This window comes from Streptomyces sp. N35 (assembly GCF_016464295.1).
Taxonomy (GTDB): Bacteria; Actinomycetota; Actinomycetes; order Streptomycetales; family Streptomycetaceae; genus Streptomyces.
Map to the genome: position 1 here is coordinate 23,462 of NZ_JAEIMH010000042.1, position 26,319 is coordinate 49,780.

Genomic DNA, 26,319 nt, shown 5'->3' on the forward strand with positions numbered 1-26,319 from the left:
CCCCCGGCGCGGCAACACCCGCACCCCCCCCCCCCCCCCGCCCGGGGGGGGGGAGGCGGGGGCCTGCCCGCTGAGGGGTCCTACGCGCGCTGGATCAGCGGGCGTAGTACCCGACGACGAGCTGCTCGTCGCAGATGACCGGGATTTCCTTGCGGTTCGGGTCACGGTCCAGGCGGAAGGCCAGGGCCTTCAGGTTGACCTGGAGGTAACGCGGGGTCTCGCCGTCGGGGGCGAAGCCACCCTCACGCGCGACCTGGAACAGCGGCTTCTCACGCGAGCGCTCGCGGACGGTCACGACGTCGTCGGGACGGACGCGGAACGACGGCTTGTCGACCTTGCCACCGTTGACCTGGATGTGACCGTGGACGACCATCTGACGGGCCTGGTAGATGGTGCGGGCGATGCCCGAACGCAGGACCAGGGCGTCGAGACGACGCTCGAGCTCGATGACCAGGGCCTCGCCGGTCTTGCCCTGCGTCTTGGCGGCACGCTCGTAGGCGCGGACGAGCTGACGCTCGGACACGTCGTACTGCGCGCGCAGACGCTGCTTCTCGAGCAGACGGACCTTGTAGTCCGAGGTCTGCTTGCGGCCACGGCCGTGCTCGCCCGGCGGGTACGGACGGGCCTCGAAGTACTTGACGGCCTTCGGCGTCAGCGCAATGCCGAGCGCACGAGACTTCTTGACCTTGGGACGCGACTGGTTAGGCACGTTCTCCAGACCTCCGAAATAGGTTAGGTTAGGCTCACCTTACTTAAGGAGACCGCATGTCTCGCCCAGGGAAAACCACACCCATCACGGACAGCGCGAAGAACGCCGATGCAGCCCCTGAGGGACCTGCGCAAACGCAGGACCAGGGCGTCGAAGGCATCGACATGACGGCGGGCCGATCAGATCGTGGTCAGCCGCATCCCAGCAGGCTTGAAGTCGCCCGACTGCCGTCAGCAGCCGAACGCACACGAACTCTCGTACAGAGTACATGCTCGGCGGTGCTGCTTGTCCCGGGCGCTGTCCGCGCACCCCAGGACCTGCTCATGCCGCTGGCCCGTGAGGTCACGCCCGAAGGGGACATCCACCTGCTGTTCCCGGCGGACGCACCGCCGGTACGGGCGGCGACGCACGCACAGGACGACGAGCTGTCGGCCGTGCTGGAGCTCACAGACGTGGCCCCGGTGGCCGTCCCTCAGCGTATCCGGGGACGGGCCTGGCTGTCGGGCTGGCTGACCCGCGTACCCGGGCAGGCCGAACCGGGGCGAATGATGCTGCGGCTCGAGCTCGGCGAGATCTCGGTCGACGACCTGTGGGGCTCGGCCGCAGTGGAGCCCGAGGCGTTCGCCGCGGCGATGGCCGATCCGCTCGCCGAGCACGAGGCCGAGCTCCTGCAGCATCTGCACGCGGCCCACGGCGACCAGGTCCGGCTTCTCGGCTCCCTGCTCGGCACCCGGGTCGGCCTGACGCGTACGGAGCGGGCGGTGCCGCTGGCGCTCGACCGGTTCGGGCTGCGGATCCGCTTCACCGGTGAGGGCCAGTGCTTCGACGCGCGCTTCGACTTCCCCGAGCCGGTACGGGACATCACGGATCTGCGCCGCGCGATGCACCGACTGTTCACGGCCGCGGCGAGCTGAGATCGCCCGCGTGCGGGGACACCGGACGCTCGAAGAAGGTCTCCAGGGCGACCGTGGCCTGTGTGCCGCTGACGCCGTCGATCGCATAGATCCGGCGCAGCACGTCCTGGAGCTGCTCGGTGGTCGCGGTCCTGACCTTGACCAGAACAGAGGCGCTGCCGGCGATGATGTGCGCCTCCAGGATCTCGGGGATCGCCGCGAAGTCCGCGCCCGAATCCCCCATCCATGCGGCCGAGTCGACCATGACGTACGCCAGCACGCCCGCATCCACGGCTGCCGGGTCGACGTCCACGGTGGTGCGACGGATGACGTCGCGCGCCCGGAGCTTTCGCACCCGTTCGTGAGCCGCGCCCGCGGAGAGGCCGACCGCCTCCCCCAGTGCGGCGTAGGACCGCGTGGCGTCCTGCTGCAGCTGCACCAGCAGCGCGCGATCAATGTGATCCACAACTCTCCCTTCGGCGTTCCCTTGTCGAGACCATAGCTCATCCTGCAATCTGCCCACTTAACCGAATGCTGTTCAACGAGGAGCGGCTCGGTACAGACTGGGAGGGGTCCCATGGCAGTCGATGAGCGTCCTTCGTTGTACGAGATGTTCGACGAGCGATTCCGCACCGGGCGGTGCATGAACGGGGACGCCGATCTGGAGGTCCTGTTCACCGGGTGCCGTTGGGCGGAAGGGCCTCTCTACGTACCCGCCTGGCGTCAGGTCATCTGGAGCGACATCCCCAACGACCGGATGCTGCGCTGGGACGAGGAGACCGGAGCCGTCAGCGTCTTCAGGCGCGGCGCCGGACACACCAACGGCAACACACTCGACCGCCAGGGCCGGCTGGTCACCTGCGAGCAGGGCAACAGGCGGGTGACCCGTACCGAGCACGACGGGACCGTCACGGTCCTCGCGGACCGCTGGCAGGGCAAGCGGCTGAACAGCCCGAACGACGCGGCGGTGAAGTCCGACGGCTCGGTCTGGTTCTCCGACCCGGACTTCGGCATCACCAGCGACTACGAGGGTTACCGGGCCGAGAGCGAGATCGGGGCCAACAACGTCTACCGGATCGACCCGGACAGCGGTGAAGTGCGCCTGGTCGCCGACTGTTTCGAGGCGCCGAACGGTCTGGTCTTCTCGGCCGATGAACGGCAGCTGTTCGTCTCCGACACCAGGGCCGGCCTCGTCCGCGTCTTCGACGTACGGGAGGACGGCACTCTCTCGGACGGCAAGGTGTTCGCCGAGGCCCGGCCGGGCGCCCGGTTCGACAATCTGCGCTTCGACGACGGCGGCCGGCTGTGGGTCGCGGCCATGGGCGACGGGGTGCACTGCTACGACCCGGACGGCACCCTCATCGGCCGGCTCGTGATCCCAGAGGACGTCGCGAACATCTCCTGGGGCGGCGCCAAGCGCAATCGTCTCTTCATCACGGCGGAGACCAGCCTCTACTCCGTGGTCATGGGCGTCACGGGCATCCATCCGACCGGGCCCGGGCACCGGCCGTACCGCTGACGCGCTCTACTTGCAGGTCGCGAGCAGGTCCTGGAGGGCGAGCTTCTCCGGGGCCGTGACCGTCAGCTTGTACTTGGCCTTGATGCCGGTCCAGCGGCGGGCGTACTCACACCAGTACGCCTGCCGCGGCGGCTTCCACTTGTCCGGGGTCTGGCTGCTCTTCACGGTGTTCGTCTCCTTGTCCGTCGCAAGGAGTACGTCGAGGTCGTTGGCGTAGTCGAGGCGCTGCTGCGGAGTCCAGGCCCAGGCGCCGGCGCGCCAGGCCGCGCCGAGCGCCACGATGTGGTCGGTCTCGATCTGCGAGGCGCGGCGGTAGTAGTACGGGAGTTCCTTGCCCGAATACGGATCGACCAGGGTGCCGGAGACCACGACGCACGGATTGCGGTCGCCTTCCTTGAGGTTCTTCAGGTCCCGGCGCAGGACGTCGTCGCGGGTGTCACAGCCGTTGCGGCCGCCGGGGACATCGACCGCGTCCGACCAGGTCTCGCCGAACTCCGCCCTTTTGTACGTCTCCCAGTTCTTGCCCCACGCCACGGGGAGCTTGGCCAGCTGCGCCCGGGCCGTCCTGGCGTCGGGCGGGAAGCCCTTGCTCGCGAGGGTCTGGGTCGGTGACGGCGTGGGGGTGGGCGTGGGCTGCCGGGTCTTCGTCGGCGGGGTCTTCGCCGTGGGCGACGCGGTGTTGAAGCGGCCGTCGGCCCGCTCGACCTGGAGCGGGGTGCAGCCCGCGGCCACGGTCAGCGCCGCGGACGCGGCGAGCAGCAGGGCGCGGAGCCGCCCGCGTCGTCCTGCCGTGCTGCCTGCCATGTCGCCGAGCGTAGGCGGGGGTGACGGCTATCGCCCGTCGGCCGGTCCCTCCGGGCCCTTCTCGCCCGTGAGCCGCTCGCGCACGCGGTCGACCACATCCGCGTACCGGGCCTCGGCTCCGTAACGCGTCGGCTGGTAGTAGCGCTTGTCCTTGATCGCGTCGGGTGCGTACTGCTGAGCGGCGATTCCGCCCGGCACATCGTGCGGATACACATAGCCCTGCGCGTGGCCCAGCTTGGCCGCGCCCTTGTAGTGCCCGTCGCGCAGGTGCGGCGGCACGGGTCCGGCGAGTCCCTTGCGTACGTCCTCCATCGCGGCGCCGATCGCGAGCGTGGCCGCGTTGGACTTGGGGGCGAGGGCCAGGGCGATCGTGGCGTGGCTGAGGGTGAGGGCCGCCTCCGGGAAACCGATCATCGCGACGGCCTGGGCCGCGGCCACGGCTGTGGGCAGGGCGGTGGGGTCGGCGAGCCCGATGTCCTCGCTCGCGGAGATCATCAGGCGGCGGGCGATGAACCGGGGGTCCTCACCGGCCTCGATCATGCGGGCCAGGTAGTGCAGTGCGGCGTCGACGTCGGAGCCGCGGATGGACTTGATGAGCGCGCTGGCCACGTCATAGTGCTGGTCGCCGTCGCGGTCGTACTTCACCGCGGCCCGGTCGACCGACTCTTCGAGGGTCTGCAGCGTGATCTCCTGCTCGCCCTTGGCGAGAGCCGCACCGGCACCTGCCTCCAGCGCCGTGAGCGCGCGGCGGGCGTCGCCGCCGGCGATGCGCAGCAGGTGCGCCTCGGCGTCCTCGGGCAGGGTGACCGCGCCGCCCAGGCCGCGCTCCTCCGTGAGGGCGCGCTGCAGCAGCCCCTTGAGGTCGTCGTCCGTGAGCGGTTCGAGGGTGAGCAGGAGCGAGCGGGACAGGAGCGGGGAGATCACCGAGAAGTACGGGTTCTCGGTGGTGGCCGCGATGAGGGTGACCCAGCGGTTCTCCACGGCGGGCAGCAGCGAGTCCTGCTGGGCCTTGCTGAAGCGGTGGATCTCGTCCAGGAAGAGGACCGTCTCCTTGCCGTAGCCCCCGGTCGCGCGGCGGGCGCCCTCGATGACCGCGCGCACTTCCTTGACACCCGCGGTGATGGCCGAGAGCTCGACGAAGCGCTTGTTGGTGGCCTTGGAGACGACATAGGCGAGGGTCGTCTTGCCGATTCCGGGCGGGCCCCAGAGGAACACCGACGAGGGTCCCGCGGGTCCGCCGCTGCCCTCGCCGACGAGTCGGCGCAGCGGTGAGCCGGGCTTCAGCAGATGCCCCTGGCCCACGACTTCGTCGAGGGTGCGCGGACGCATCCGCACGGCAAGGGGACTGCCGGCCGGGTCCTTCTCCTGGCGCTCTTCGGCGGCGGCGGTAAACAGATCGGGCTCCACGACGCCAACCCTAGGTCACGGGTCTGACAACCCGGGCGCAAATACCCCCGGGGGTACCCATGATACGGTGGGGGGTATCGGGGCAAAGGGGGCCGGCGAAGCGGAATGCGTCAGGAGTGGCTGCAATGAAGGTGATCGTCATCGGTGGTGTCGCCGGCGGAATGTCCGCGGCGAGCCGGCTGCGCCGGCTCGACGAGCGGGCCGAGATCGTGCTCCTGCTGCGCGGCGCCCACGTCAGTTACGCGAACTGCGGGCTGCCGTACTACCTGGGCGGCACCATCGAGGAACGCGACGCCCTGCTCCTTCAGACCCCCGAGTCGCTCGCCGCCCGCTTCCGCATCGATGTACGGGTGCGCAACGAGGCGGTCCGTATCGACCGCGCCTCCCGCACGGTCGAGGTCCGTGACCTGGCGACCGGCCGGACGTACGAGGAGTCGTACGACCGCATCGTCCTGAGCCCCGGCGCGCGCCCCTTCGTGCCCGACCTGCCGGGTATCGAGCGGGCCCACACCCTGCGCGACGTGAGCGACGCCGACCGGATCGCCGAGGCGCTCGCGGGCGATGTCCGCAGCGCCGTCGTCATCGGGGGCGGTTTCATCGGTGTCGAGGCGGCCGAGAACCTGCGCGAACGCGGCCTGGACGTCACGCTCGTCGAGCTCGCCGACCAGGTCCTCACCCCGCTCGACCCCGAGATGGCCGCCCCGGTCGCGGACCGGCTGCGCGCCCATGGCGTGCGGGTCGAGCTCGGCGCGCAGGCCGCGAAGGTGCCGGCCGGCACCGTGGAGCTCTCCGATGGCCGCTCCCTGCCCGCCGACCTTGTCCTGCTCTCCATCGGGGTGCGGCCCGAGACCTCCCTGGCCCGCGACGCCGGACTCGGCCTCGGCCCGCGCGGCGGCATCGCGGTCGACGAGACGCAGCGCACCAGTGATCCGGACATCTACGCGGTCGGTGACGCCGCCGAGAAGCGCGACGCCCTGACCGGTGACCCGGTGCTCGTGCCGCTCGCCAACCTCGCCAACCGGCACGGCCGTCTGGTCGCCGACGCGATCACGGGGCGTCCGGTGCGCGCGCGGGCCGCCACCTCCACCGCCATCGTGCAGATCTTCGATCTCACCGCGGCCGCCACCGGCTGGAACGAGAAGCGGCTGCGGGCCGCGGGCCACCCGTACCAGGCCCTGCATCTGCACCCGGGCTCGCACGCCGGGTACTACCCGGGCGCCTCGCCCATCGCACTGAAGGTGCTCTTCGATCCGCGCGACCAGCGCATCCTCGGTGCGCAGGCGGTCGGCGAGGACGGTGTCGACAAGCGCATCGACGTGATCGCGACGGCGATGGCGGGCGGTCTGACCGTCTCCGATCTCGCCGATCTGGAGCTCGCGTACGCACCGCCGTACGGTTCGGCCAAGGACCCGGTGAACATGGCCGGGCTGATCGCCGAGAACCTCACCAACGGCACCGCCCGCACCGTGCAGTGGCATGAACTCGACGGCGCCGAGGGCGCCCTTGTCGATGTCCGCTCCCCCGCCGAGCACGCCGCCGGCGCCATCCCGGGCGCCGTGAACATCCCTCTGGACGAGCTGCGCGACCGCGCCGCCGAACTGCCCGAGGGCAGGCTGATCGTCCACTGCCAGGTGGGGCTGCGCGGGCACAACGCCCAGCGTCTGCTCACCGGGCTCGGCCGCGAGGCGGTCAACCTCGACGGTGGATACGCGACGTGGGCTGCGGGGCGGTCGGCCACGGCTGCCTGATCTCGTACGACATCGGTGCCTCACCCCCGTACCACCGCAAGAAGCCGCACGAAGCCGCAAGAAGCCGCACGAACCCCCGCCGGACAACCAGGGAGAATCCCCCATGAGCCTGCCCCTCACCCCCGCCGAACTCGACGCCGAGGACACCGGTACGACGCTGATCATCGACGTCCGCGGCCCCGGCGAATACGCCGCGGGACATGTCCCCGGCGCCCTCAACCTGCCGCTGGACAGCCTGCCCCAGCTGCTCGACGACGTGCGTGCGGCCGCCGCCCGGCGCGAGTTGATCGTTGTCTGCGCCGCCGGGATGCGCTCGGCGACCGCCTGCGCGCAGCTCGCCGCGGCGGGGATCGAGGCGCGGGGCCTCGAGGGCGGCACCGACGCCTGGCGGGCTGCGGGCCTGCCGGTCGAGACCGCCGCGCTGCCGGAGCGGAACGTGTGGGCCATGGACCGGCAGGTGCGGTTCACCGCCGGGTCGCTCGTCCTGGTCGGGCTCGCCGGCTCGCTGGTCACGCCCTGGGCGGCGCTGCTGTCTGCGGGGATCGCGGGCGGTCTCGTCTACTCGGGCGTGAGCAACACCTGCGGGATGGCCGTCATGCTCGGCAAGCTCCCCTTCAACCGTCCGCGGCCCGCGGCTCTCGCGCCCGTGCGCGAGGCGCTGCAGAACGCCTGAGCGCCCCACGCCTGATCGACAAGGAGCCGCACATGAAGGTCAACGAAGACACCCGGACCCCCGTCCTCAACCGCCTTCGCCGCGCCCAGGGTCAGCTGGCCGGGGTGATCGCGATGATCGAGGACGGGCGGGACTGCAAGGACGTGGTGACCCAGCTCGCCGCCGTATCGCGTGCGCTCGACCGGGCCGGGTTCAAGATCATCGCCTCGGGGATGCGGGACTGCGCGGGCGCGGCCGAGTCGGGCGAGAAGGCACCGCTCACCGAGGAGGAGCTGGAGAAGCTGTTCCTGGCCCTTGCGTAAGAGGGCAGGTCAGCTGGTCCAGAAGTCCCACCAGCGGGTCAGGATCAGCATGCCGATGATGCCGATGTGCATCACCGGAAGCACCCAGGTGAACTCGTCGAGGAAGGTGCGCAGACCGCGCGGCGCGGGCAGCAGGCCGTGCCGGAGGTTGTGCGAGGTCGTGTACCAGAACATGGTGATCGTGGCGGCCCAGGCCAGGCAGCACCACAGGCACAGCGAGTTGATGTTGTACAGGGACTGGTACATCAGCCAGGTGCAGAACCCGACGCCGAAGAGCATCCCGGCGTTCATCGTCAGCCAGTACCAGCGCGGGAAGCGGGCGCGGGCCAGCAGGCTCACACCGACGCAGACGATGATCCCGTACGTGACCAGGCCGAGCATCGGGTTGGGGAACCCGAAGGCCGAGGCCTGGTCGCTCTTCATGATGTTGCCGCAGGACACCACGGGGTTGAGGCTGCAGGCCGGGGTGAAGTTCGGGTCCTCGAGGAGCTTGAACTTGTCGAGGGTGATCACCCAGGAGGCGAGCAGTCCGGCGAGGCCGGTGATCACCAGAAGGATCGCGTAGGCGCGGCTGCCGCCGACGCCCCCTGCGGCCGGTGCGGGCCGCGGATCCTCGTGCTCGTCGATGCCGCTGTCGCGTTCCGTGGTCGTCTTGCTCATCGCACCGTTTCCATCACTTTCGGCAGCCTGCGGTGGGGTCATTGTGCCGCACCGACCCAGGTGTCCGTCATTCGGTGGACACGGGCCGGTACGGACGGTGGTGCCGGAGCGTTCGGCCCGCGGCGACGCTGAGTGACATGACGACAACCACCACCGAACTCGCGGTCCGGACCGCCGGGTTGCGCAAGCGCTACGGAGACGTCGATGCGGTCGCCGGTATCGATCTGTCGATACGGACCGGGGAGGTCTTCGGCCTGCTCGGCCCCAACGGCGCCGGCAAGTCCACCACCGTGGAGATCCTCCAGGGCCACCGCGCCCGCGACGCCGGCGAGGTCGAGGTGCTCGGCAGCGATCCGGCGAGCACCTCGCGTACCTGGCGGGCGAAAGTCGGAATCGTCTGGCAGGACGAGTCGGCGCCCGCCGAGTTGACGGTACGGGAGACAGTGGGACATTTCGCCCGCTACTACCCGAGGCCGCGGAACCCCGACGAGGTCATCGCGCTCGTCGGCCTGGAAGAGAAGGCCGACAGCCGGGTCAAGGCGCTCTCCGGCGGCCAGCGACGGCGGCTCGATGTGGCGCTCGGCGTGATCGGCGGCCCTGAGCTGCTACTCCTGGACGAACCGACGACCGGGTTCGATCCGGCGGCCCGCAGGCAGTTCTGGGGCCTGATCCGGCAGCTCGCGTCCGAGGGCACCACGATCCTGCTCACGACCCACTACCTGGAGGAGGCCGAAGCGCTCGCCGACCGGCTCGCGGTCATCGCGGGCGGCCGGATCACCGCGGAGGGCACCCCGGCCGACCTGCGCCGGGCGTACAGCGGCGAGGCCACCGTCGAGTGGACCGATGTGGACGGTTCACCGCGCGGCGAGCGGACCGAGACCCCCACCCGCACCGTCGCGCAGCTCAGCGGGCGCTTCGACGGAGAGATCCCGGGTCTGCGGATCAGCCGCCCCACGCTGGAGGACGTCTACCTCCGGCTGACCGGACAGGAGAACGCGCGATGACGACCACGGCCGCTCCCACCCGCAAGACCACCGCCGGGAATCTGCCCGGGGCCTGGCAGCTGGGCCTCCACCAAGGCGCCCTGGAACTACGGCAGTTCTTCCGGCAGCGCGAGCAGGTGGTGTTCACGTTCGCGTTCCCGATCGTGTTCCTGTTCCTGTTCGCCTCGATCTTCAGCGATGACGTCCAGGGCGCCGGGATCACCGCCTCGCAGCTCTACGTACCGGCGATGATCGCCGCGGGCATCATGTCCACCAGCTTCCAGTCCCTCGGCATCTCGATCGCGATCGAACGCGACGAGAAGGTGCTGCGCAGGCTGCGCGGCACCCCCATGCCGCCGAGCGTGTACTTCCTCGGCAAGATCTGGCTGGTCCTCATCACCGGTCTGCTCGAGACCATCGCCCTGCTGGTCGTGGGCACGGTGTTCTACGACGTGGACCTGCCGTCCGACGCGAACGCCTGGCTCACCCTGGGCTGGGTGTTCCTGCTCGGACTCACCGGCTGCGCCCTCCTCGGGATCGCGATCAGCAGTGTGCCGAAGTCCGCGAAGAGCGCCAACTCGGTGGTCGTCCTCCCCTTCCTGGTCCTGCAGTTCATCTCCGGTGTCTACATCGCGATCGACACGCTGCCGGACTGGATGCTGAACATCGGCGCTCTGTTTCCGCTCAAGTGGATGTGCCAGGGGCTGCGCGGGGTGTTCCTGCCCGAGTCGGCCAAGGTCCTGGAGATGACCGACAGTTGGGAGTACGGGCGCATCGCCCTGGTGCTCGGCGCCTGGTGCATCGGAGGATTGCTGTTGTGTCTGGGGACCTTCAGGTGGAAGAGCCGGCGCGACGGGTGAGCGAGCGAGGCGGCCCGCGCGATATCGACGTGGACGTCCACAGCCGGGTCTGGCTCGGCTGGGACGCCTACTTCGCGGTGGTGTGGGTGGCGACCGTCCTGTTCGTGCTCGGGGGCGCGTCCCCCGTGGCGTTCGGCGTACGGCTGACCGGGTGCGGCGTGTTCGCCCTCCTCGTACCCCTCTACCTGTGGCTGGGCCGTCCGGTGCTGCACACCGAGGGCGAGGACGAGCGCGCCGCGCTGACGTACCTGGCCACGGCAACCGCGCTCTTCACGGCGACGACCTGGCTGCTGCCCGAGAGTCGGCTCGCGACCTTCGCGCTCGTACCGCAGTGCTTCATGGCGCTGCGGTACCGGCGCGCGATGATCGCCGTCGCGCTGGTCAACCTCCTGCCCGTGCTGGGCTGGGCCGTGATCTGGCGGCCGGAGGCCGAGGAACTGTTCTTCAACGCGGTGTCGGCGGCCGTGACCCTGGTCTTCTCGCTCGTCTTCGGCAGCTGGATCATCAAGGTGATCGAGCAGAGTCAGGAACGGGCCGTCCTGATCGCCGAGTTGGACGCCAGCCGCGAGGAGATCGCCAAGCTCTCCGCGGAACGGGGCGCGCTCGCCGAACGCGAGCGGATGTCCCGCGAGATCCACGACACCCTCGCCCAGGGCTTCACCAGCCTTCTGATGCTGGTCCAGGCCGTGGACTCCGAGCTGGAACACGATCTGCCGGGCGCGCGGCGGCACTTGGCACTGATGGAACAGACCGCACGGCAGAACCTCGCCGAGGCCCGCGCCCTGGTGGCAGGCCGCGCGCCCGCCCACCTCGACGACGGCGGGTCCCTGGCGGACGCCCTGCGCCGGCTCCCGGGCCGCCCCCACCCCCACCCCGCGGTCACGGGCGTGGCGCGCGACCTGTCGCCCGGACTCGAGGTGGTGGCCCTGCGCTCCTGCCAGGAGGCGCTCGCGAATGTACGGAAACACGCAGGCCCGGACGCCGACGCGACCGTATGCCTGAGCTATGGCGAGGAGCGGTTGGTGCTGTCGATACGGGACACGGGGCGCGGCTTCACCGCCCTCGACGAGGGCTACGGGCTGCGCGGCCTGCGCGCCAGGGCCCAGGAGGTGCGGGGCACCGCCGAGGTCAGCGGCCGGCCCGGTGAGGGCACCACCGTGACCGTCCGCCTGCCGCTGCCCCGGCCCGCGAGGAGCGCCGAATGATCCGCATCCTGCTGGCCGACGACCACCCGGTGGTACGCGAGGGCCTGCGCGCCATGCTCAGCGCCGAGGCCGATCTGGACGTCGTGGCCGAGGCCTCCAGCGGACCGCAGGCGGAGGCACTCACCGCCCAGCTCTCCCCCGACATCGTCCTGATGGATCTGCGCATGCCCGGCGGTGGGGGCGTCGAGTCCATCGAGCGGATGGCGGTCGCCGGTCTGACCTGCCGGATCATCGTGCTCACCACGTACGAGACGGACCGCGACATCCTGCGGGCGGTCGAGGCGGGCGCGGCCGGCTATCTGCTCAAGGACCTGGCGCGTGGTGAACTCGCCGACGCGGTACGGGCCGCGGCCCGCGGCGAGACGGTGCTCGCGCCCTCGGTCGCCGCCCGCCTGGTCGACCAGCTGCGCACCCGGCCCGAGCGGCCACGGCTCTCCGAGCGCGAGACCGCGGTACTGCGACTGGTCGCGGAGGGCTGCACCAATGCGGAGATCGGGCGACGGCTGCACATCGGCGAGTCCACGGTGAAGACCCATCTGCTGCGCACCTTCGGCAAGTTGGGCGTCGACGACCGGACCTCGGCGGTGACCAGCGCGATGCGTCTGGGCCTGCTGGAGACATGACGAAGGCCCCGGACGGATCCGGGGCCTTCCTCGTACGGGAAAACGTGTCGATCAGCCGAGCTTGGCCTTCAGCGTCTCCAGGACCGCGTCCAGCGCGACCGGCCCCTGCTCGCCCGACTCCATGTCCTTGAGCTGCACGACGCCGTCGGCGAGATCCCGCTCACCGGCGACGAGCGTGAAGCGCGCGCCCGAACGGTTGGCGTTCTTCATCGCACCCTTCAGACCCTTGCCGCCGTACGAGAAGTCCGTGGCGATCCCGGCCTTGCGCAGCTCCGTGACCTTGCCGAACAGCACCCGGCGGGCCTCCTCACCGAGCGGCACGGCGAACACGCTGGTGGTGGCGGGCAGTTCGAGATCGACGCCCTCCGCCTCCAGGGCCAGGACCGTGCGGTCCACGCCGAGAGCCCAGCCGACGGACGGCAGCGAGGGGCCGCCGATCATCTCGGACAGACCGTCGTAGCGGCCGCCGCCGCCCACCGCGGACTGCGAGCCGAGGCCGTCGTGCACGAACTCGAAGGTGGTGCGGGTGTAGTAGTCGAGGCCGCGCACCAGCTTCGCGTCGTCCTCGTACACCACACCGGCGGCGTCCAGGAGTTCGCGTACTTCCTTGTGGTACGCGGTGCACGCGTCGCACAGGTAGTCCGGCATCGACGGCGCGCCCGTGAGCTGCTTCTGCACATCGGCGCGCTTGTCGTCGAGCACCCGCAGCGGGTTGATCTCGGCGCGGCGCAGGGTCTCCTCATCGAGGTCGAGTCCGCGCAGGAACTCCTGGAGCGCGGCCCGGTAGACCGGACGGCACTCCTTGTCGCCGAGCGAGTTGAGCAGGATGCGGAAGTTCCGCAGCCCCAGCGAGCGGTACGCCTGGTCGGCAAGGATGATCAACTCGGCGTCCAGGGCCGGGTCCTCGGCACCGATCGCCTCGGCACCGACCTGCGAGAAGTGCCTGTAGCGACCCTTCTGCGGGCGCTCGTAGCGGTAGTACGAGCCCGAGTACCAGAGCTTGACCGGCAGGTTGCCGGCCTTGTGCAGGTTCGCCTCCAGGGCGGCGCGCAGCACGGACGCGGTGCCCTCGGGACGCAGCGCGAGCTGGTCGCCGCCCTTGGTCTCGAAGGCGTACATCTCCTTGGTCACGATGTCGGTGGACTCACCGACACCGCGCGCGAACAGCTCGACGTTCTCGAAGCCGGGGGTCTCGACATAGCCGTAGCCGGAGTTCTTCAGCGGTGCCGAGATGGCCTCGCGCACCGCCAGATACGTCGCCGAGTTCGGCGGAAGCAGGTCGTACGTGCCCTTGGGGGCCTGAAAAGTGCTCACGGGAAAACTCTCGTCACATTCCTCGTCGGGGAGCGTCGCCGCTCCCGAGGCCGGAGGCCACCTGCCGCAGATACGGATTGGTGGCGCGCTCCTGACCGATGGTCGTCTGGCCACCGTGTCCGGACAGGACCACGGTGGAATCGTCGAGGGGCAGGCAGACCCGCGCGAGCGAGGCGAGCATGTCGTCCATGTCGCCGCCCGGCAGGTCGGTGCGCCCGATGGAGCCGGCGAACAGCAGGTCGCCCGAGAAGAACACCGACGGGATGTCGGAGCTCTCGGGCATCCGGAAGGTCACCGACCCCTTCGTATGCCCGGGGGCATGCGAGACGGAGAACTCCAGGCCCGCGAGGTCCAGGGTGGCGCCGTCGGCCAGCTCACGGACGTCGTCGGGCTCCCCCACGGTCAGCTCGCCCATCAGCGGCATCCCGATCGAGCGGCCGAGCGCCTTCTCGGGGTCGCTCATCATGTAGCGGTCCTCGGGGTGGATCCAGGCCGGTACGTCATGGGCTCCGCACACCGGGACGACCGAGGCGACATGGTCGATGTGGCCATGGGTGAGAACGACGGCGACGGGCTTGAGCCGATGCTTCTTCAGCGCTTCCTCGACACCTTCGGTGGCCTGGTGGCCCGGGTCGATGATCACGCACTCCTCGCCTGCGGCGGGGGCGACCAGGTAACAGTTGGTCCCCCAGGCCCCGGCGGGGAACCCGGCAATCAGCACGATCGTCCTTACCTTCGGTCCAACGGAAGAAGCGGAAAGCTGTGGAAAGAGACCAGATTTCCGAAGAATCCGGATGATTCCAGCAGCCGCAGGTCAACGCCGTACAACGGCTGCGGATCAAAGCGTACCGGCGCGGCTCGGCTCACAGCGAACCCGTATACGGTACGGGCAGGCTTCGGACTGGCAGATCAACACGTACGAGGAGAGACCCGGTGGTCAGCAGCGAACAGCGGCGGAAGCAGCTCGCGCGGGAGAAGTTCCTGCGTCAGCAGCAGCGGCGCGAGTCGGCACGGCGCAAGTCAAAGCAGCGCAACGCGATCATCGCGACCACCCTCGTGGTGGTGCTCGCGGCGGGCGGCGGTGCCTGGGCGGCCGGAGCGTTCAAGGGCGACGGCAGCAAGGACGTCACCTCCGGCTCCACCCCCTCCCCGACGCCCACGCCCAAGGAGTCGCCGGCCCCGAAGATGGCCATCGACAAGAAGGCGAAGTACACCTTCGACATCAAGACCAACGAGGGTGACATCTCCATCGCGATGGACGCGGCGAAGACACCGGGGACCGTCAACTCGTTCAAGCACCTCGCCGACAAGGGGTACTTCGACGGTACGAAGTGCCACCGTCTCACCACCCAGGGCATCTACGTCCTGCAGTGCGGCGACCCCCAGGGCACCGGCGCGGGCGGCCCCGGCTACTCGATCCCCGACGAGAACCTCGACGGTCTCGGCAAGCCGGGCGCCGACGGTTCGGTGACGTACCCGGCCGGCACGGTCGCGATGGCCAACGCGGGTCCGAACACCGGTGGCAGCCAGTTCTTCCTGGTCTACAAGGACTCCAAGCTGCCGCCCGCGTACACCCCGTTCGGTGAGATGGACAAGGGCGGTCTCAAGATCGTCGAGACGGTCGGCAAGGCCGGTGTCGCCGAGGGCAGCCAGAGCCCGGGCGACGGCGCCCCGAAGAAGGCCGTCACCCTGGAAAAGGCGACGGTAAAGAAGAGCTGATCGCCGGGGATTCTGTAGCGCTGGATGCGGACAGCCGCCCTGCTCGTCGCCTATGTTGGCGTTGTGCAGGGCGCTGTGTGCGGCTGCCCTGAGGAAACTGTGGACGATGCCCCGGGCCGAGTGCCCGCGAGCGCATCATGTGGAGGAGGCGCTGTGAGCAGCGACCCGTGGGGACGCGTCGACGAGGCGGGGACCGTGTACGTGCGTACGGCCGACGGCGGTGAACGCGAAGTCGGATCGTGGCAGGCAGGCTCTCCGGACGAGGCGCTGGCCTACTTCAAGCGCAAGTACGACGGTCTCGTCGTCGAGATCGGCCTCCTCGAGCGCCGGGTGCAGACGACGGATCTGTCGGCCAAGGACGCCATGACCGCCATCGAGCACCTGCGCGAGCAGGTCACCGATGCGCATGCGGTCGGCGACCTCGAGGCCCTGGGCAAGCGTCTGGACAAGCTGGTCGCGTCGGTCGAGTCGCGCCGTGAGGAGCGCAAGGCACAGAAGGCCAAGCAGACCGACGAGGCGCGGCACGCCAAGGAGGCGCTGGTCGTCGAGGCCGAGGAGCTGGCCCAGAGCGACCAGTGGCGCCATGCCGGTGAGCGCCTGCGGGCCCTGGTGGACACCTGGAAGGGTCTGCCGCGTCTGGACCGCAAGTCCGACGACGAGCTGTGGCACCGCTTCTCGCACGCGCGCTCCGCCTTCTCCAAGCGGCGCAAGGCCCACTTCGCCGCACTCGACGCTCAGCGCGAGGACGCCCGTAAGGCCAAGGAGAAGCTGGTCGCCGAGGCCGAGTCGCTGTCCAACTCGCAGGACTGGGGCCCGACCGCGGCCCGCTACCGCGATCTGATGACCGAGTGGAAGGCCGCGGGCCGCGCGCAGCGCGAGCACGAGGACGAGCTGTGGAACCGCTTCCGCGGCGCCCAGGACGTGTTCTTCTCGGCGCGCAGCTCGGTCTTCGCCGAGCGGGACGCGGAGCAGGGCGAGAACCTCAAGCTCAAGGAGGAGCTCGCCGACGAGGCCGAGAAGCTCCTGCCCATCGGTGATCTGAAGTCGGCCCGTGCCGCGTTCCGCGCCATCAACGAGCGCTGGGAGGCCATCGGCCACGTCCCGCGGGACGCGCGCCCGAAGGTCGAGGGCCGGATGCACGCGGTCGAGCGCGCGCTGCAGGAGTCCGAGGAGACCGAGTGGCGCCGGACCAACCCGGAGGCGCGTGCGCGTGCCGCGGGTCTGACCGGTCAGCTGCAGGCCGCGGTGGACAAGCTCCGCGACCAGGTCGAGGCGGCTCGTGCGTCGGGCAACAACGCCAAGGCGGACAAGCTCCAGCGCGAGCTGGACGGCCGTCAGGCGCTGCTCGACCAGGCGCTCAAGGGTCTTGAGGAGTTCGGCGGCTAGTCCTCCCCATCCTCTTCATACGAAAGGGGCTTGCGTATCTCGGTACGCAAGCCCCTTTCGTATGGGTGGGGTTGACTGGTGTCGACTGGTGTTACGGCCGCCGCGCCGAGGTCACGCGGTACACGTCGTACACGCCCTCCACGCCCCGTACCGCCTTCAGGACGTGCCCCAGGTGCTTGGGGTCGCCCATCTCGAAGGTGAAGCGGGATGTGGCCACCCGGTCGCGGGAGGTCTGCACCGCCGCGGACAGGATGTTGACGTGCTGGTCGGACAGGACGCGTGTGACGTCCGAGAGCAGCCGCGAGCGATCGAGGGCCTCCACCTGGATGGCGACCAGGAAGACCGAGGACTGGGTGGGCGCCCACTCGACCTCGAGGATCCGCTCGGGCTGCTGCGAGAGCGAGTCCACGTTGACGCAGTCCTTGCGGTGTACGGAGACACCGCTGCCGCGCGTCACGAAGCCCATGATGGGATCGCCCGGCACGGGCGTGCAGCAGCGCGCCAGCTTCACCCAGACGTCGTCGACGCCCTTGACGACCACGCCGGGGTCGGCGCTGGAACGGCGCTTGGAGCGGCCGCGGGTGGGCGGGGCGGTCTCGGCGATGTCCTCGTTGGCCTGGTCCTCGCCGCCGAGGGCCTGGACCAGCTTCTGCACGACGTTCTGCGCGGCCACATGGCCCTCGCCGATCGCCGCGTACAGCGAGGAGATGTCCGGGTAGCGCATCTCGTGCGCGAGCGTGACAAGGGAGTCGCCGGTCAGGATCCGCTGGATGGGCAGGTTCTGCTTGCGCATCGCGCGGACGATGGCTTCCTTGCCCTGCTCGATCGCCTCGTCGCGGCGCTCCTTGGAGAACCAGGCGCGGATCTTGTTGCGCGCCCGGGGCGACTTGACGAAGCCGAGCCAGTCGCGGGACGGGCCCGCACCAGCCGCCTTGGAGGTGAAGACCTCCACCAAGTCGCCGTTGTCCAGGGTGGATTCGAGCGGTACGAGCCGTCCGTTGACCCGTGCTCCTATGGTCCGGTGGCCGACCTCGGTGTGCACGGCGTACGAGAAGTCGACCGGGGTCGCTCCCGCCGGAAGCGCTATGACGTCGCCCTTCGGCGTGAAGACGAAGACCTCGTTGCGCGACAGGTCGAAGCGCAGCGACTCGAGGAACTCCGACGGGTCCTCGGTCTCCTTCTGCCAGTCGAGCAACTGGCGCAGCCACGCCATGTCGTTGAGGTGGTCGTCCTTGCCGGTCTTCTTCGGTACGTCACTGCGTACCTTCGAGGTGCCGGCGACGGCCTCCTGCTTGTACTTCCAGTGCGCGGCGATGCCGTACTCGGCGCGGCGGTGCATGTCGAAGGTACGGATCTGCAGCTCAACGGGCTTGCCGCTGGGGCCGATCACCGTGGTGTGCAGCGACTGGTACATGTTGAACTTGGGCATCGCGATGTAATCCTTGAACCGGCCGGGGACCGGATTCCATCGCGCGTGCACCGTGCCGAGCGCCGCGTAGCAGTCGCGGACCGTGTCGACAAGTACCCGGATACCCACCAGGTCATAGATCTCGGCGAAGTCGCGACCTCGCACAATCATCTTCTGGTAGACGCTGTAGTAGTGCTTCGGCCGGCCCGTGACGGTGGCCTTGATACGGGCCGCACGCAGATCGGCCTGGACCTCGTCGGTCACTATGGCCAGATACTCGTCGCGCTTGGGGGCCCGCTCGGCGACGAGCCGCACGATCTCGTCGTACATCTTGGGGTAGAGGATCGCGAACGCGAGGTCCTCCAGCTCCCACTTGATGGTGTTCATGCCCAAGCGGTGCGCGAGCGGAGCGTAGATCTCCAGCGTCTCGCGGGCCTTCTTCTCCTGCTTCTCGCGCTTGAGATAGCGCATCGTGCGCATGTTGTGCAGGCGGTCGGCGAGCTTGATCACCAGGACCCGGGGGTCCTTGGCCATGGCGACGACCATCTTGCGTACGGTCTCGGCCTGCGCGGCCTCGCCGAACTTGACCTTGTCCAGCTTGGTCACGCCGTCGACGAGCAGCGCGACCTGGTCGCCGAAGTCGCGGCGCAGGGTGTCCAGGCCGTACTCGGTGTCCTCGACGGTGTCGTGCAGGAGCCCCGCCATCAGCGTGGCCGGGTCCATGCCGAGCTCGGCGAGGATGGTCGTCACGGCGAGCGGATGCGTGATGTACGGGTCGCCGCTCTTGCGCTTCTGCCCGCGGTGCCAGCGCTCGGCGACCTGGTAGGCGCGCTCGATCTGGCGCAGGGTCGAGGTCTCGATCTTCGGATCGTTGCTGCGCACTATCCGCAGCAGGGGCTCGAGGACCGGGTTGTACGGGTTGGAGCGCTGCACGCCGAGGCGGGCGAGGCGGGCCCGTACGCGATTCGACGAGGAATTCGACCGGGAGACGCCGGACGCGGCGGTCGAGCCCGCACGGGCAGGCGCGGCCCCGGCCGGGCGCATCGGAGGCGCCGCGGGCCGCTCGGTGGGCGTCGCCGGCTTCGGGGAGTGCTTTTCGGCCGCCGGGTCACTCTTGGCGGGCAGGGCAGCGGCCGCCGCGGCCTTGGGGTCGGCAGGCTGGTCGGCCTGGGACTTCGCGGCGGTGAGTGGCTGTCGGGCCTCGTCTGGCAAGAGTGCTCCTCAGGCAGGATCCGGCCCCCCGATCAGGTCCGGACTGCCATGGTATCGACCCTGGGCCTTCCGCTCGTGCCCGACGGTTCACGCTGTGGTCCGTCGCACGTGCGTCGGACTTCGCCGCATCGCAGCCGCGCCTAGGGGGAAACGCCGCGAGGGCGGGTCCCGGAAGTCTCCGGAAACCCGCCCTCGCAGGGGTTTGCAGCTGGGTCAGACGACGAGCACCGCGTCGAGCGGGGCGCCCTTGAGGGCCGGCTCGAGGCGGGCCCTGCCGCCCAGGAAACCGAGCTCCATCAGCACGGCCACACCCGCGACCTCGGCGCCCGCCCGCCGCACCAGGTGCAGCGAGGCCTCTGCCGTACCGCCGGTGGCGAGGACGTCGTCGATGACCATGACGCGGTCGCCCGCGGTCAGGTCCTCGGCGTGCACCTCGATCTCGGCGCTGCCGTACTCCAGGTCGTACGACTGCGACAGGGTCGCTCCGGGGAGCTTGCCCGCCTTGCGTACGGGAATGAAGCCGAGGCCCGCGCGGATGGCGACCGGAGCCGCGAGGATGAACCCCCGCGCCTCCAGGCCGACGATCTTCGTCGCGCCGTGCCGTACGCACAGCTCGGCGAGCTCGTCCGTGAGGGCCGTGAACGCGGCCGGGTCGGCCAGCAGGGGCGTGATGTCCTTGAACACCACGCCGGGCTGCGGGTAGTCCGGTACGTCGCGGATACGGCTGAGCAGCAGCTCCGCCGCCCCGGTCATCGGCGCTTCCCCGAGGGACGGCCCTTGCCGCGCGCACGCGACGAGGGCTGGGTGCGGGCAGCGGGCTCGACGCCGCGCTGACCGACCACGGCCGGGGCCGCGTCCGCGGGCACCGCGTCGTCGAAGGTGCCGGCGGCGTCCGGCCCTTCGGCCGACTCGCCCTTGGCGGCGGCGGCCGCGCGCTTGGCGAGCACCCGCTTCTTCAGCTGCTTCATCGCCGGCTCGCGCTCCTTGAGGTCGGCGACGAGCGGCGTGGCGATGAAGATCGAGGAGTACGCACCGGCGGCGAGACCCACGAACAGGGAGAGCGAGATGTCGTTCAGCATGCCGGCGCCCAGGACACCGCCACCGATGAACAGCAGGCCCGCGACCGGCAGCAGCGCCACCACGGTGGTGTTGATGGAGCGGACCAGCGTGGAGTTGATCGACTTGTTGGCGATCTCGCTGTACGTGTAGCGGGTCTGCTTCGTGATGTCCTTCGAGCCCTCCTTGAGGGAGTCGAAGACCACGACCGTGTCGTAGAGCGAGTAACCGAGGATCGTGAGCAGACCGATCACCGTGCCCGGGGTGACCTCGAAGCCCACGAGGGCGTAGATCCCGACGGTGATCGTGATGTCGTGGATCAGGGCCACCAGGGCCGCGACCGCCATCCGCCACTCGAACGCGATCGCCAGATAGATCACGCACAGGATCATGAAGACGATGCAGCCCGTCCATGCCTTCTGTGCGATCTGCTCGCCCCAACTGGGGCCGACCAGCTCCGAGTTGATCGACTTGGCGGGAACGCCGAGCTCGTCGGCGAGCGCCTGCTTGATCTCACTGGACTTGGCGACGTCCACACCGGCGATCTGGACGCGTGTGCCGCCCTTGCCCAGCTTCTGGGCGATCGCCTGGTGACCGGAGGCCTTCTCGGCCACTTCCGTGATCTTCTCGACCGAGACGGATGTCTTGGGCGTATTGAAGACCGCGCCACCCTTGAACTCGATGCCCATGTTGAGGCCCTGCACCGCCAGGGCCACGATGGCCGTGATGGTGATCAGGACCGAGACGCCGTACCAGATGAACCGCTTGCCGATGAAGTCATAGCCGACTTCGCCGCGGTACAGCCTGGCGCCGAGGTTGCCGAGCTTCGACATCTCACGCCTCCTTCGGGTCGACGGTACCGGCGGCAGGGCCAGTGGTACGACGGGAACGGCGCAGCGGGGGCTTGGCGCCCAGACGCTTGGGGTCGAGCCCCGACCACGGGTGGCCGCTGCGGAAGAACTTCTTGCGCGCCAGGAGCGTCATCAGCGGCTTGGTGACCAGGAACACCACGACGACGTCGAGCAGCGTGGTCAGACCCAGCGTGAACGCGAAGCCCTGCACCTTGCCGACGGTCACGATGAACAGCACCGCGGCGGCCAGGAACGACACGAAGTCGGACACCAGGATCGTGCGCCGCGCACGCGGCCAGGCACGCTCGACGGCCGGCTGGATCGTCCGGCCCTCGCGCACCTCGTCCCGGATGCGTTCGAAGAAGACGATGAACGAGTCCGCTGTGATACCGATCGCCACGATGGCGCCACAGACGGCCGGCAGGTTCAGCGCGAAGCCGATGGCCGGGCCGAGCAGGGACATCAGGGTGTACGTGAGAACCGCGGAGGCCGCGAGCGACAGCAGCGCGATCAGCGACAGGCCCCGGTAGTAGACCACCAGGTAGATGACGACCAGGGCGAGACCGATGGCGCCGGCGATCAGACCGGCCTCCAGCTGCTCGCCACCGAGCGCGGCGGTGACGGTGTCGACGCTCTGCTCGGAGAAGGTCAGCGGCAGCGAGCCGTACTTCAGCATGTTCGCCAGCTCTTCGGCGGACTCCTGCGTGAAGGAACCGGTGATCTCGGCGTTCGAGCTGAGCGTCTGGTTGACGGTCGGCGCGGAGACGACGTTGTTGTCGAGCACGATGGCGAACTGGTTCAGCGGGGGCTGCTGCTTGGACAGATCACCGGTGATCTTCGCGAACTTCTTCGAGCCACCGCTCGAGAAGTCCATCGTGACCTTCCAGATGCCCTGCTGCTGGTCGATCACGGCCTTGGAGTCGTCGACGTCCTTGCCGGCCACCGCGGCCGGGCCGAGCACGTACTTCTCCCACTGGCCCACGTTGTTGGTGCCGCAGGCGATGATCGTGTCCTCGGGCTTGGTGCCTTGGGCTGCCTCCGTGCGCTGCTTCTTGTCCGTGCAGTTCAGCGCGGCGAACTTGGCAGCGAGGTCCTTGGTCGCGGGGTCCACGGACTCACTGGCGCTGGGGCTCGGGGACCCCTTGGGGTCGCCGGAGTCGCTCGCCGAGGGAGACGGGGTGGTGTCCTTCAGGGCGTCCGTGACGGCGCGGCCCTGCGGCGTGGAGCTGGAGCTGGCGGAAGGCGAGGCCTTCTCGTCCTTGTCCTTGTCGTCCTTCTTGCCGCTCTCCGAGGCGGAGGGCGTCGCGGACGGCGTGGCGGCCGGGTCGGCCTTCGGGTCGCCGGCCGCGAGCTGGAGCACCGGGCGGAAGAAGAGCTGAGCCGTCGTGCCGACCTGCTCGCGCGCCTGCTCCTCGTCAGTCCCCTTGGGGATGTTGACGATGATGTTCTTCTCGCCCTGGGTCTGGACCTCGGCCTCGGAAACGCCCAGACCGTTGACACGGCGCTCAATGATGTTGACCGCGGTGTTCATGTTGGTCGGGTTGATCGCGTTCTTCGCGCCCGGCTCATTCTTGGCCTCGAGCGTGATGCTCGTGCCGCCCGCGAGGTCGATGCCCAGTCGCGGGGTGGTGTGCCCGGACAGGAACATGCCCCCGGTGAGCGCCACCATGATGATCACGATCAGGGCCAGAGCGCGTCCCGGCTTGGGCTGGCCGCTCTGCCTCCTGGCCTTCTTCGGTGCTGCCACCTTCTCGTTTCTCCCTGTCCAACCGCCCGGGCAGCCGGCACGAAGCCGGTCAGCGGGCCCTGGGCGGCCATGAAGTGGTGTCGGGAGGCGACGCGAAGCCGCACGTTCCGAGGACCGCGCCGCGCCTGGGGCGCACCGCGGTCCTCGGCCGTGGCTACTTCGTGTCGCCCTCGCCCTCGGTCTTCTTCGGCTCGGCGTCGCCGCCGGCGTCCTTCTTGCCGAGGTCGATGGGCGCATCGGCCGACACGTCAGCGTCGGCGGGCTCGTCGGCCTGGGTCAGGGAGGAGGCATCGTCCGGAACGTCCGGGGTGTCGACGTCCTCGGGGGTGATGCCGTGGACGATGCGGTTGTACTCGTCGTCGTCGAGGACGGCGCCGACCGAGTTCTTCGCGTAGATCGCGTGGACGCCGGGGGCCACCTCGAGCGTGACGGCCTCGTCGCTGACTTCCTTGACGACCGCGTACATGCCCCCGATCGTGCGGACACCCGTGCCGGGCTGCATCTGGTTGCGCATCTCGGCCGCCTGCTGCTGCTTCTTCTTGGCAGAACGGGTCATCAGGAACATGACCCCGATGATCAAGATGAACGGAAGGAGGCTCAAGATATTCACGGGACGGGTTTCCTTCGCACGACCGCGCAGATGAGCGGCCTACTGGATGGGGGTGGGCACACCGCCGATAAGGGCGGCATCGGCGGAGTCTAAGCGAGTCCGCACGGATGGAACAACGCTCAGCATGGCACCGGGGTTCCATGCTGAGCGAGCACCCCGGCCGTCACGCCCCGAACAGGTCGCCTTGTCCGGATGCGCCGGTTCCGTGACTCTGCGGTGCCGTGAGACCCAGATGCGCCCACGCGGCGGGAGTGGCCACGCGGCCGCGCGGAGTACGGGCCAGCAGTCCTTCCCGTACGAGGAAGGGCTCGGCGACCTCTTCTACGGTCTCGCGCTCCTCCCCCACCGCGACGGAAAGAGTCGACAGGCCGACAGGTCCGCCGCCGAACAGCTTGAGCAGCGCCTCCAGGACGGCGCGGTCGAGCCGGTCGAGCCCCCGCGCGTCCACCTCGTACACGCGCAGCGCCGCCGCGGCGATCTCCTGGGTGATCCGGCCGTCGGCCTTGACCTGCGCGTAGTCCCGTACACGACGCAGCAGGCGGTTGGCGATACGCGGCGTGCCACGGGAGCGGCCCGCGATCTCGGCGGCGCCGGCGGTGTCGATGGTGACGTCGAGCAGATCGGCGGAGCGGTGGATGACGCGCTCCAGCTCGGCCGGCTCGTAGAACTCCATATGGGCGGTGAAGCCGAAGCGGTCGCGCAGCGGCGGCGGCAGCAGACCCGCGCGGGTGGTGGCGCCGACCAGCGTGAACGGCGGGAGCTCCAGTGGGATGGCGGTGGCGCCGGGCCCCTTGCCGACGATGACGTCGACGCGGAAGTCCTCCATCGCCATGTACAGCATCTCCTCGGCGGGCCGCGACATCCGGTGGATCTCGTCGAGGAAGAGGACCTCGCCCTCCTGGAGGGAGGAGAGGATCGCGGCCAGGTCTCCGGCGTGCTGGATGGCCGGGCCGCTGGTGATGCGGATCGGAGCTTCCATCTCGGCCGCGATGATCATCGAGAGCGTGGTCTTGCCGAGGCCGGGAGCGCCGGACAGGAGCACGTGGTCGGCGGTGGCACCGCGCTGGCGCGCCGCCCTGAGCACGAGGTCGAGCTGCTCGCGCACCCGCTCCTGGCCCACGAACTCGGCCAGGGACTTGGGGCGCAGCGCCGCCTCGACGGCCTGGTCCTCGCCGTCCGCGGCGGATCCGACGAGCCGGCCGGTGGTGTCGTCGGCCGGCGGTGCGGTGTCGTCCCAGTTCACGGTGGAGTGCCTCGCCAGTTCGGTGGTGGTGACGGATGTGCTGTGCGGATGAGGATCAGCGGGTGCGGTTGAGCGTCTGCAGCGCGGCCTTGAGGAGCGGGCCGACCTGCGGGGTGCCGTCCATGGCCTCGGCCTGCGGGGTCACCGCGGTGACGGCCTCGTCCGCCTCACGCGTCGCATACCCGAGCCCGATCAGCGCGGCGTGCAACTGGTCGCGCCAGGAGGCCGTGGCCTGCGCACCGACCGTGGACGCCGTGCCCAGAGGCGCGCCGAGCCGGTCCTTGTACTCCAGGAGCAGCTTCTGCGCGCCCTTCTTTCCGATGCCGGGCACCGCGGTCAACGCCTTCTCGTCGCCGGTCGCGACGGCTCGGCGCAGCGCGTCCGGTGAGTGCACCGCGAGCATCGCCTGGGCCAGACGGGGTCCGACTCCGCTCGCGGTCTGCAGGAGCTCGAAGGTCTGGCGCTCGTCGTCGTCCGCGAAGCCGTACAGGGTGAGCGAGTCCTCCCGTACGACCAAAGAGGTCGCCAGCTTGGTCTGCTGGCCCAGGCGCAGTCCGGACAGGGTGTTCGGCGTGCACTGCACGGCCATGCCGATCCCGCCGACCTCGACGACAGCGGCGTCAGGGGCGAGGGCGGCGACGGGGCCGCTGACGAAGGCGATCATTTGGTTCGGCCTTTCGATGCGTGCAGTGCTGCGGCTTGCTGGAGACGGTTCGGCGGACGGCTTTCGGCCGCGGCCTGCTGGAGGCGGGTCTGCGCGGCGACCGCTTCCTGGAGGCGGTTCTTGGCCGGGCCGCGCCAGATATGGCAGATGGCGAGGGCCAGCGCGTCGGCGGCGTCGGCGGGCTTGGGCGGTGCGTCGAGCCGCAGCAGGCGCGTGACCATGGCGCCGACCTGGGCCTTGTCGGCCCGTCCACTGCCCGTGACGGCGGCCTTGACCTCGCTCGGTGTGTGCAGGGCCACCGGGATGCCGCGGCGCGCGGCGCAGAGCATCGCCACGGCGCTGGCCTGGGCGGTGCCCATCACCGTCCGTACGTTGTGCTGGCTGAACACCCGCTCCACGGCGACGAATTCGGGCTGGTGCTCGTCCAGCCACTGCTCGATGCCCTGCTCGATGGCGACGAGGCGCGAGCCCAACTCGGCGTCCGCGGGCGTCCGTACGACACCGACACCGTGCATGGTGAGCGGCCGGCCCGCCACGCCTTCGACGACGCCGACGCCGCACCGGGTCAGACCCGGGTCGACTCCCAGAACCCGCACAACGCCCCTCCCTTCGCTCGTCTGTTTGTGCAGGCTATCGGGTGCCACCGACAACAGCGGCGAGCGACAAAGCGGGCGGGGGGGGGGGGGGGGTTCCCCCGGCCCGCCCCGCCCCCCCGGGGCGCGG

At 69.8% G+C, this 26,319-nt stretch carries 26 protein-coding genes; 11 read left to right on the plus strand and 15 right to left on the minus strand.

Annotated elements, in window-relative coordinates:
* Window positions 1-94: 94 nt before the first annotated feature.
* Window positions 95-709, minus strand: coding sequence for a 30S ribosomal protein S4 (rpsD, locus tag JAO81_RS22845; protein ID WP_199549785.1), 615 nt, complete (start codon window positions 707-709; stop codon window positions 95-97).
* Between the two features lie 224 nt (window positions 710-933).
* Between rpsD and JAO81_RS22850 the strand changes: the two genes are divergently transcribed.
* The gene (locus JAO81_RS22850; protein WP_199549832.1) at window positions 934-1,623 is read left to right on the plus strand and encodes a DUF2470 domain-containing protein; all 690 of its coding nucleotides are present in this window, start codon (window positions 934-936) and stop codon (window positions 1,621-1,623) included.
* Here JAO81_RS22850 and JAO81_RS22855 read toward each other — a convergent pair.
* Window positions 1,604-2,068, minus strand: a complete 465-nt coding sequence (locus tag JAO81_RS22855) for an Lrp/AsnC family transcriptional regulator (protein WP_199549786.1) — start codon at window positions 2,066-2,068, stop codon at window positions 1,604-1,606. The two genes, JAO81_RS22850 and JAO81_RS22855, sit on opposite strands and share 20 nt — an antisense overlap.
* Window positions 2,069-2,179: 111 nt before the next feature.
* Here JAO81_RS22855 and JAO81_RS22860 point away from each other — a divergent pair, with 111 nt between their 5' ends.
* The gene (locus JAO81_RS22860; RefSeq protein ID WP_199549787.1) at window positions 2,180-3,121 is read left to right on the plus strand and encodes an SMP-30/gluconolactonase/LRE family protein; all 942 of its coding nucleotides are present in this window, start codon (window positions 2,180-2,182) and stop codon (window positions 3,119-3,121) included.
* A gap of 6 nt (window positions 3,122-3,127) precedes the next feature.
* Here the strand turns inward: JAO81_RS22860 and JAO81_RS22865 are convergent, their stop codons facing one another.
* Window positions 3,128-3,925 carry an HNH endonuclease family protein gene (locus tag JAO81_RS22865; protein ID WP_199549788.1) on the minus strand — a complete coding sequence of 266 codons (798 nt, stop codon included), beginning with the start codon at window positions 3,923-3,925 and terminating at the stop codon, window positions 3,128-3,130.
* A 27-nt stretch (window positions 3,926-3,952) separates the two neighbouring features.
* Window positions 3,953-5,332, minus strand: coding sequence for a replication-associated recombination protein A (locus JAO81_RS22870; protein ID WP_199549789.1), 1,380 nt, complete (start codon window positions 5,330-5,332; stop codon window positions 3,953-3,955).
* Window positions 5,333-5,457: 125 nt separating this feature from the next.
* Between JAO81_RS22870 and JAO81_RS22875 the strand changes: the two genes are divergently transcribed.
* The 3 genes from JAO81_RS22875 to JAO81_RS22885 all read left to right on the plus strand — a co-directional run bounded on the left by JAO81_RS22875 (window position 5,458) and on the right by JAO81_RS22885 (window position 8,055).
* Window positions 5,458-7,080, plus strand: coding sequence for an FAD-dependent oxidoreductase (locus JAO81_RS22875; RefSeq protein WP_199549790.1), 1,623 nt, complete (start codon window positions 5,458-5,460; stop codon window positions 7,078-7,080).
* 103 nt (window positions 7,081-7,183) lie between these two features.
* The gene (locus JAO81_RS22880; protein WP_199549791.1) at window positions 7,184-7,753 is read left to right on the plus strand and encodes a rhodanese-like domain-containing protein; all 570 of its coding nucleotides are present in this window, start codon (window positions 7,184-7,186) and stop codon (window positions 7,751-7,753) included.
* 32 nt (window positions 7,754-7,785) lie between these two features.
* Window positions 7,786-8,055, plus strand: coding sequence for a metal-sensitive transcriptional regulator (locus JAO81_RS22885; protein ID WP_199549792.1), 270 nt, complete (start codon window positions 7,786-7,788; stop codon window positions 8,053-8,055).
* A 9-nt stretch (window positions 8,056-8,064) separates the two neighbouring features.
* Here the strand turns inward: JAO81_RS22885 and JAO81_RS22890 are convergent, their stop codons facing one another.
* Window positions 8,065-8,715 carry a vitamin K epoxide reductase family protein gene (locus JAO81_RS22890; protein ID WP_199549793.1) on the minus strand — a complete coding sequence of 217 codons (651 nt, stop codon included), beginning with the start codon at window positions 8,713-8,715 and terminating at the stop codon, window positions 8,065-8,067.
* A 137-nt stretch (window positions 8,716-8,852) separates the two neighbouring features.
* On the opposite strand from JAO81_RS22890, the gene JAO81_RS22895 reads away from it, so the two are divergent.
* Genes JAO81_RS22895 through JAO81_RS22910 form a run of 4 tightly spaced genes read left to right on the plus strand, consistent with a single transcriptional unit; the run spans window position 8,853 to window position 12,386 of the window.
* On the plus strand, window positions 8,853-9,719 hold the full coding sequence (locus JAO81_RS22895; protein WP_199549794.1) for an ABC transporter ATP-binding protein: 867 nt from the start codon (window positions 8,853-8,855) through the stop codon (window positions 9,717-9,719).
* On the plus strand, window positions 9,716-10,558 hold the full coding sequence (locus JAO81_RS22900; protein WP_199549795.1) for an ABC transporter permease: 843 nt from the start codon (window positions 9,716-9,718) through the stop codon (window positions 10,556-10,558). Before JAO81_RS22895 ends, JAO81_RS22900 begins: the two co-directional genes overlap by 4 nt.
* Complete coding sequence (locus tag JAO81_RS22905) at window positions 10,555-11,763, plus strand: sensor histidine kinase (RefSeq protein ID WP_307813571.1); 1,209 nt, start codon at window positions 10,555-10,557, stop codon at window positions 11,761-11,763. Before JAO81_RS22900 ends, JAO81_RS22905 begins: the two co-directional genes overlap by 4 nt.
* Entirely contained in the window at window positions 11,760-12,386 is a 627-nt protein-coding gene (locus JAO81_RS22910) for a response regulator transcription factor (protein WP_199549797.1), read from the plus strand. Before JAO81_RS22905 ends, JAO81_RS22910 begins: the two co-directional genes overlap by 4 nt.
* Before the next feature lie 51 nt (window positions 12,387-12,437).
* Here the strand turns inward: JAO81_RS22910 and hisS are convergent, their stop codons facing one another.
* Together hisS and JAO81_RS22920 are read right to left on the minus strand one after the other, a co-directional pair.
* The gene (gene hisS, locus JAO81_RS22915; protein ID WP_199549798.1) at window positions 12,438-13,700 is read right to left on the minus strand and encodes a histidine--tRNA ligase; all 1,263 of its coding nucleotides are present in this window, start codon (window positions 13,698-13,700) and stop codon (window positions 12,438-12,440) included.
* 13 nt (window positions 13,701-13,713) lie between these two features.
* Window positions 13,714-14,421 (minus strand): MBL fold metallo-hydrolase, encoded by a 708-nt coding sequence (locus JAO81_RS22920; RefSeq protein ID WP_199549799.1) that lies wholly within the window; start codon window positions 14,419-14,421, stop codon window positions 13,714-13,716.
* 212 nt (window positions 14,422-14,633) lie between these two features.
* Between JAO81_RS22920 and JAO81_RS22925 the strand changes: the two genes are divergently transcribed.
* On the plus strand, window positions 14,634-15,419 hold the full coding sequence (locus JAO81_RS22925) for a peptidylprolyl isomerase (protein WP_199549800.1): 786 nt from the start codon (window positions 14,634-14,636) through the stop codon (window positions 15,417-15,419).
* 153 nt (window positions 15,420-15,572) lie between these two features.
* Entirely contained in the window at window positions 15,573-16,805 is a 1,233-nt protein-coding gene (locus tag JAO81_RS22930; protein WP_199549801.1) for a DUF349 domain-containing protein, read from the plus strand.
* Window positions 16,806-16,896: 91 nt separating this feature from the next.
* Here the strand turns inward: JAO81_RS22930 and JAO81_RS22935 are convergent, their stop codons facing one another.
* The 8 genes from JAO81_RS22935 to ruvC form a co-directional block, all read right to left on the minus strand.
* Window positions 16,897-19,425 carry a bifunctional (p)ppGpp synthetase/guanosine-3',5'-bis(diphosphate) 3'-pyrophosphohydrolase gene (locus JAO81_RS22935; protein WP_199549802.1) on the minus strand — a complete coding sequence of 843 codons (2,529 nt, stop codon included), beginning with the start codon at window positions 19,423-19,425 and terminating at the stop codon, window positions 16,897-16,899.
* Window positions 19,426-19,638: 213 nt separating this feature from the next.
* Window positions 19,639-20,178, minus strand: a complete 540-nt coding sequence (locus tag JAO81_RS22940; RefSeq protein WP_199549803.1) for an adenine phosphoribosyltransferase — start codon at window positions 20,176-20,178, stop codon at window positions 19,639-19,641.
* A complete protein-coding gene (gene secF / locus JAO81_RS22945) occupies window positions 20,175-21,314 on the minus strand; it encodes a protein translocase subunit SecF (RefSeq protein WP_199549804.1) in 1,140 nt (379 codons plus the stop codon). The genes JAO81_RS22940 and secF overlap by 4 nt, the downstream gene beginning before the upstream one ends.
* A 1-nt stretch (window position 21,315) precedes the next feature.
* Entirely contained in the window at window positions 21,316-23,079 is a 1,764-nt protein-coding gene (gene secD, locus JAO81_RS22950) for a protein translocase subunit SecD (RefSeq protein WP_199549805.1), read from the minus strand.
* Between the two features lie 154 nt (window positions 23,080-23,233).
* Window positions 23,234-23,689, minus strand: a complete 456-nt coding sequence (yajC, locus tag JAO81_RS22955) for a preprotein translocase subunit YajC (RefSeq protein WP_199549806.1) — start codon at window positions 23,687-23,689, stop codon at window positions 23,234-23,236.
* 163 nt (window positions 23,690-23,852) lie between these two features.
* A complete protein-coding gene (ruvB, locus tag JAO81_RS22960; RefSeq protein WP_199549807.1) occupies window positions 23,853-24,932 on the minus strand; it encodes a Holliday junction branch migration DNA helicase RuvB in 1,080 nt (359 codons plus the stop codon).
* A 55-nt stretch (window positions 24,933-24,987) separates the two neighbouring features.
* Window positions 24,988-25,596, minus strand: coding sequence for a Holliday junction branch migration protein RuvA (gene ruvA / locus JAO81_RS22965; protein ID WP_199549808.1), 609 nt, complete (start codon window positions 25,594-25,596; stop codon window positions 24,988-24,990).
* Window positions 25,593-26,192: a crossover junction endodeoxyribonuclease RuvC gene (gene ruvC, locus JAO81_RS22970; RefSeq protein ID WP_165330525.1), complete on the minus strand. Its 600-nt coding sequence runs from the start codon at window positions 26,190-26,192 to the stop codon at window positions 25,593-25,595. Before ruvC ends, ruvA begins: the two co-directional genes overlap by 4 nt.
* Between the last annotated feature and the right edge of the window lie 127 nt (window positions 26,193-26,319).

Excerpts from the sequence above, each read along its gene's own strand:
- JAO81_RS22900 (WP_199549795.1), top strand. The coding sequence starts at position 9,716 with ATGACGACCACGGCCGCTCCCACCCGCAAGACCACCGCCGGGAATCTG.
- JAO81_RS22890 (WP_199549793.1), bottom strand. The coding sequence starts at position 8,715 with ATGAGCAAGACGACCACGGAACGCGACAGCGGCATCGACGAGCACGAG.
- JAO81_RS22910 (WP_199549797.1), top strand. The coding sequence starts at position 11,760 with ATGATCCGCATCCTGCTGGCCGACGACCACCCGGTGGTACGCGAGGGC.
- JAO81_RS22885 (WP_199549792.1), top strand. The coding sequence starts at position 7,786 with ATGAAGGTCAACGAAGACACCCGGACCCCCGTCCTCAACCGCCTTCGC.
- JAO81_RS22875 (WP_199549790.1), top strand. The coding sequence starts at position 5,458 with ATGAAGGTGATCGTCATCGGTGGTGTCGCCGGCGGAATGTCCGCGGCG.
- JAO81_RS22880 (WP_199549791.1), top strand. The coding sequence starts at position 7,184 with ATGAGCCTGCCCCTCACCCCCGCCGAACTCGACGCCGAGGACACCGGT.
- secF (WP_199549804.1), bottom strand. The coding sequence starts at position 21,314 with ATGTCGAAGCTCGGCAACCTCGGCGCCAGGCTGTACCGCGGCGAAGTC.
- JAO81_RS22895 (WP_199549794.1), top strand. The coding sequence starts at position 8,853 with ATGACGACAACCACCACCGAACTCGCGGTCCGGACCGCCGGGTTGCGC.
- ruvA (WP_199549808.1), bottom strand. The coding sequence starts at position 25,596 with ATGATCGCCTTCGTCAGCGGCCCCGTCGCCGCCCTCGCCCCTGACGCC.
- JAO81_RS22865 (WP_199549788.1), bottom strand. The coding sequence starts at position 3,925 with ATGGCAGGCAGCACGGCAGGACGACGCGGGCGGCTCCGCGCCCTGCTG.
- JAO81_RS22860 (WP_199549787.1), top strand. The coding sequence starts at position 2,180 with ATGGCAGTCGATGAGCGTCCTTCGTTGTACGAGATGTTCGACGAGCGA.
- JAO81_RS22940 (WP_199549803.1), bottom strand. The coding sequence starts at position 20,178 with ATGACCGGGGCGGCGGAGCTGCTGCTCAGCCGTATCCGCGACGTACCG.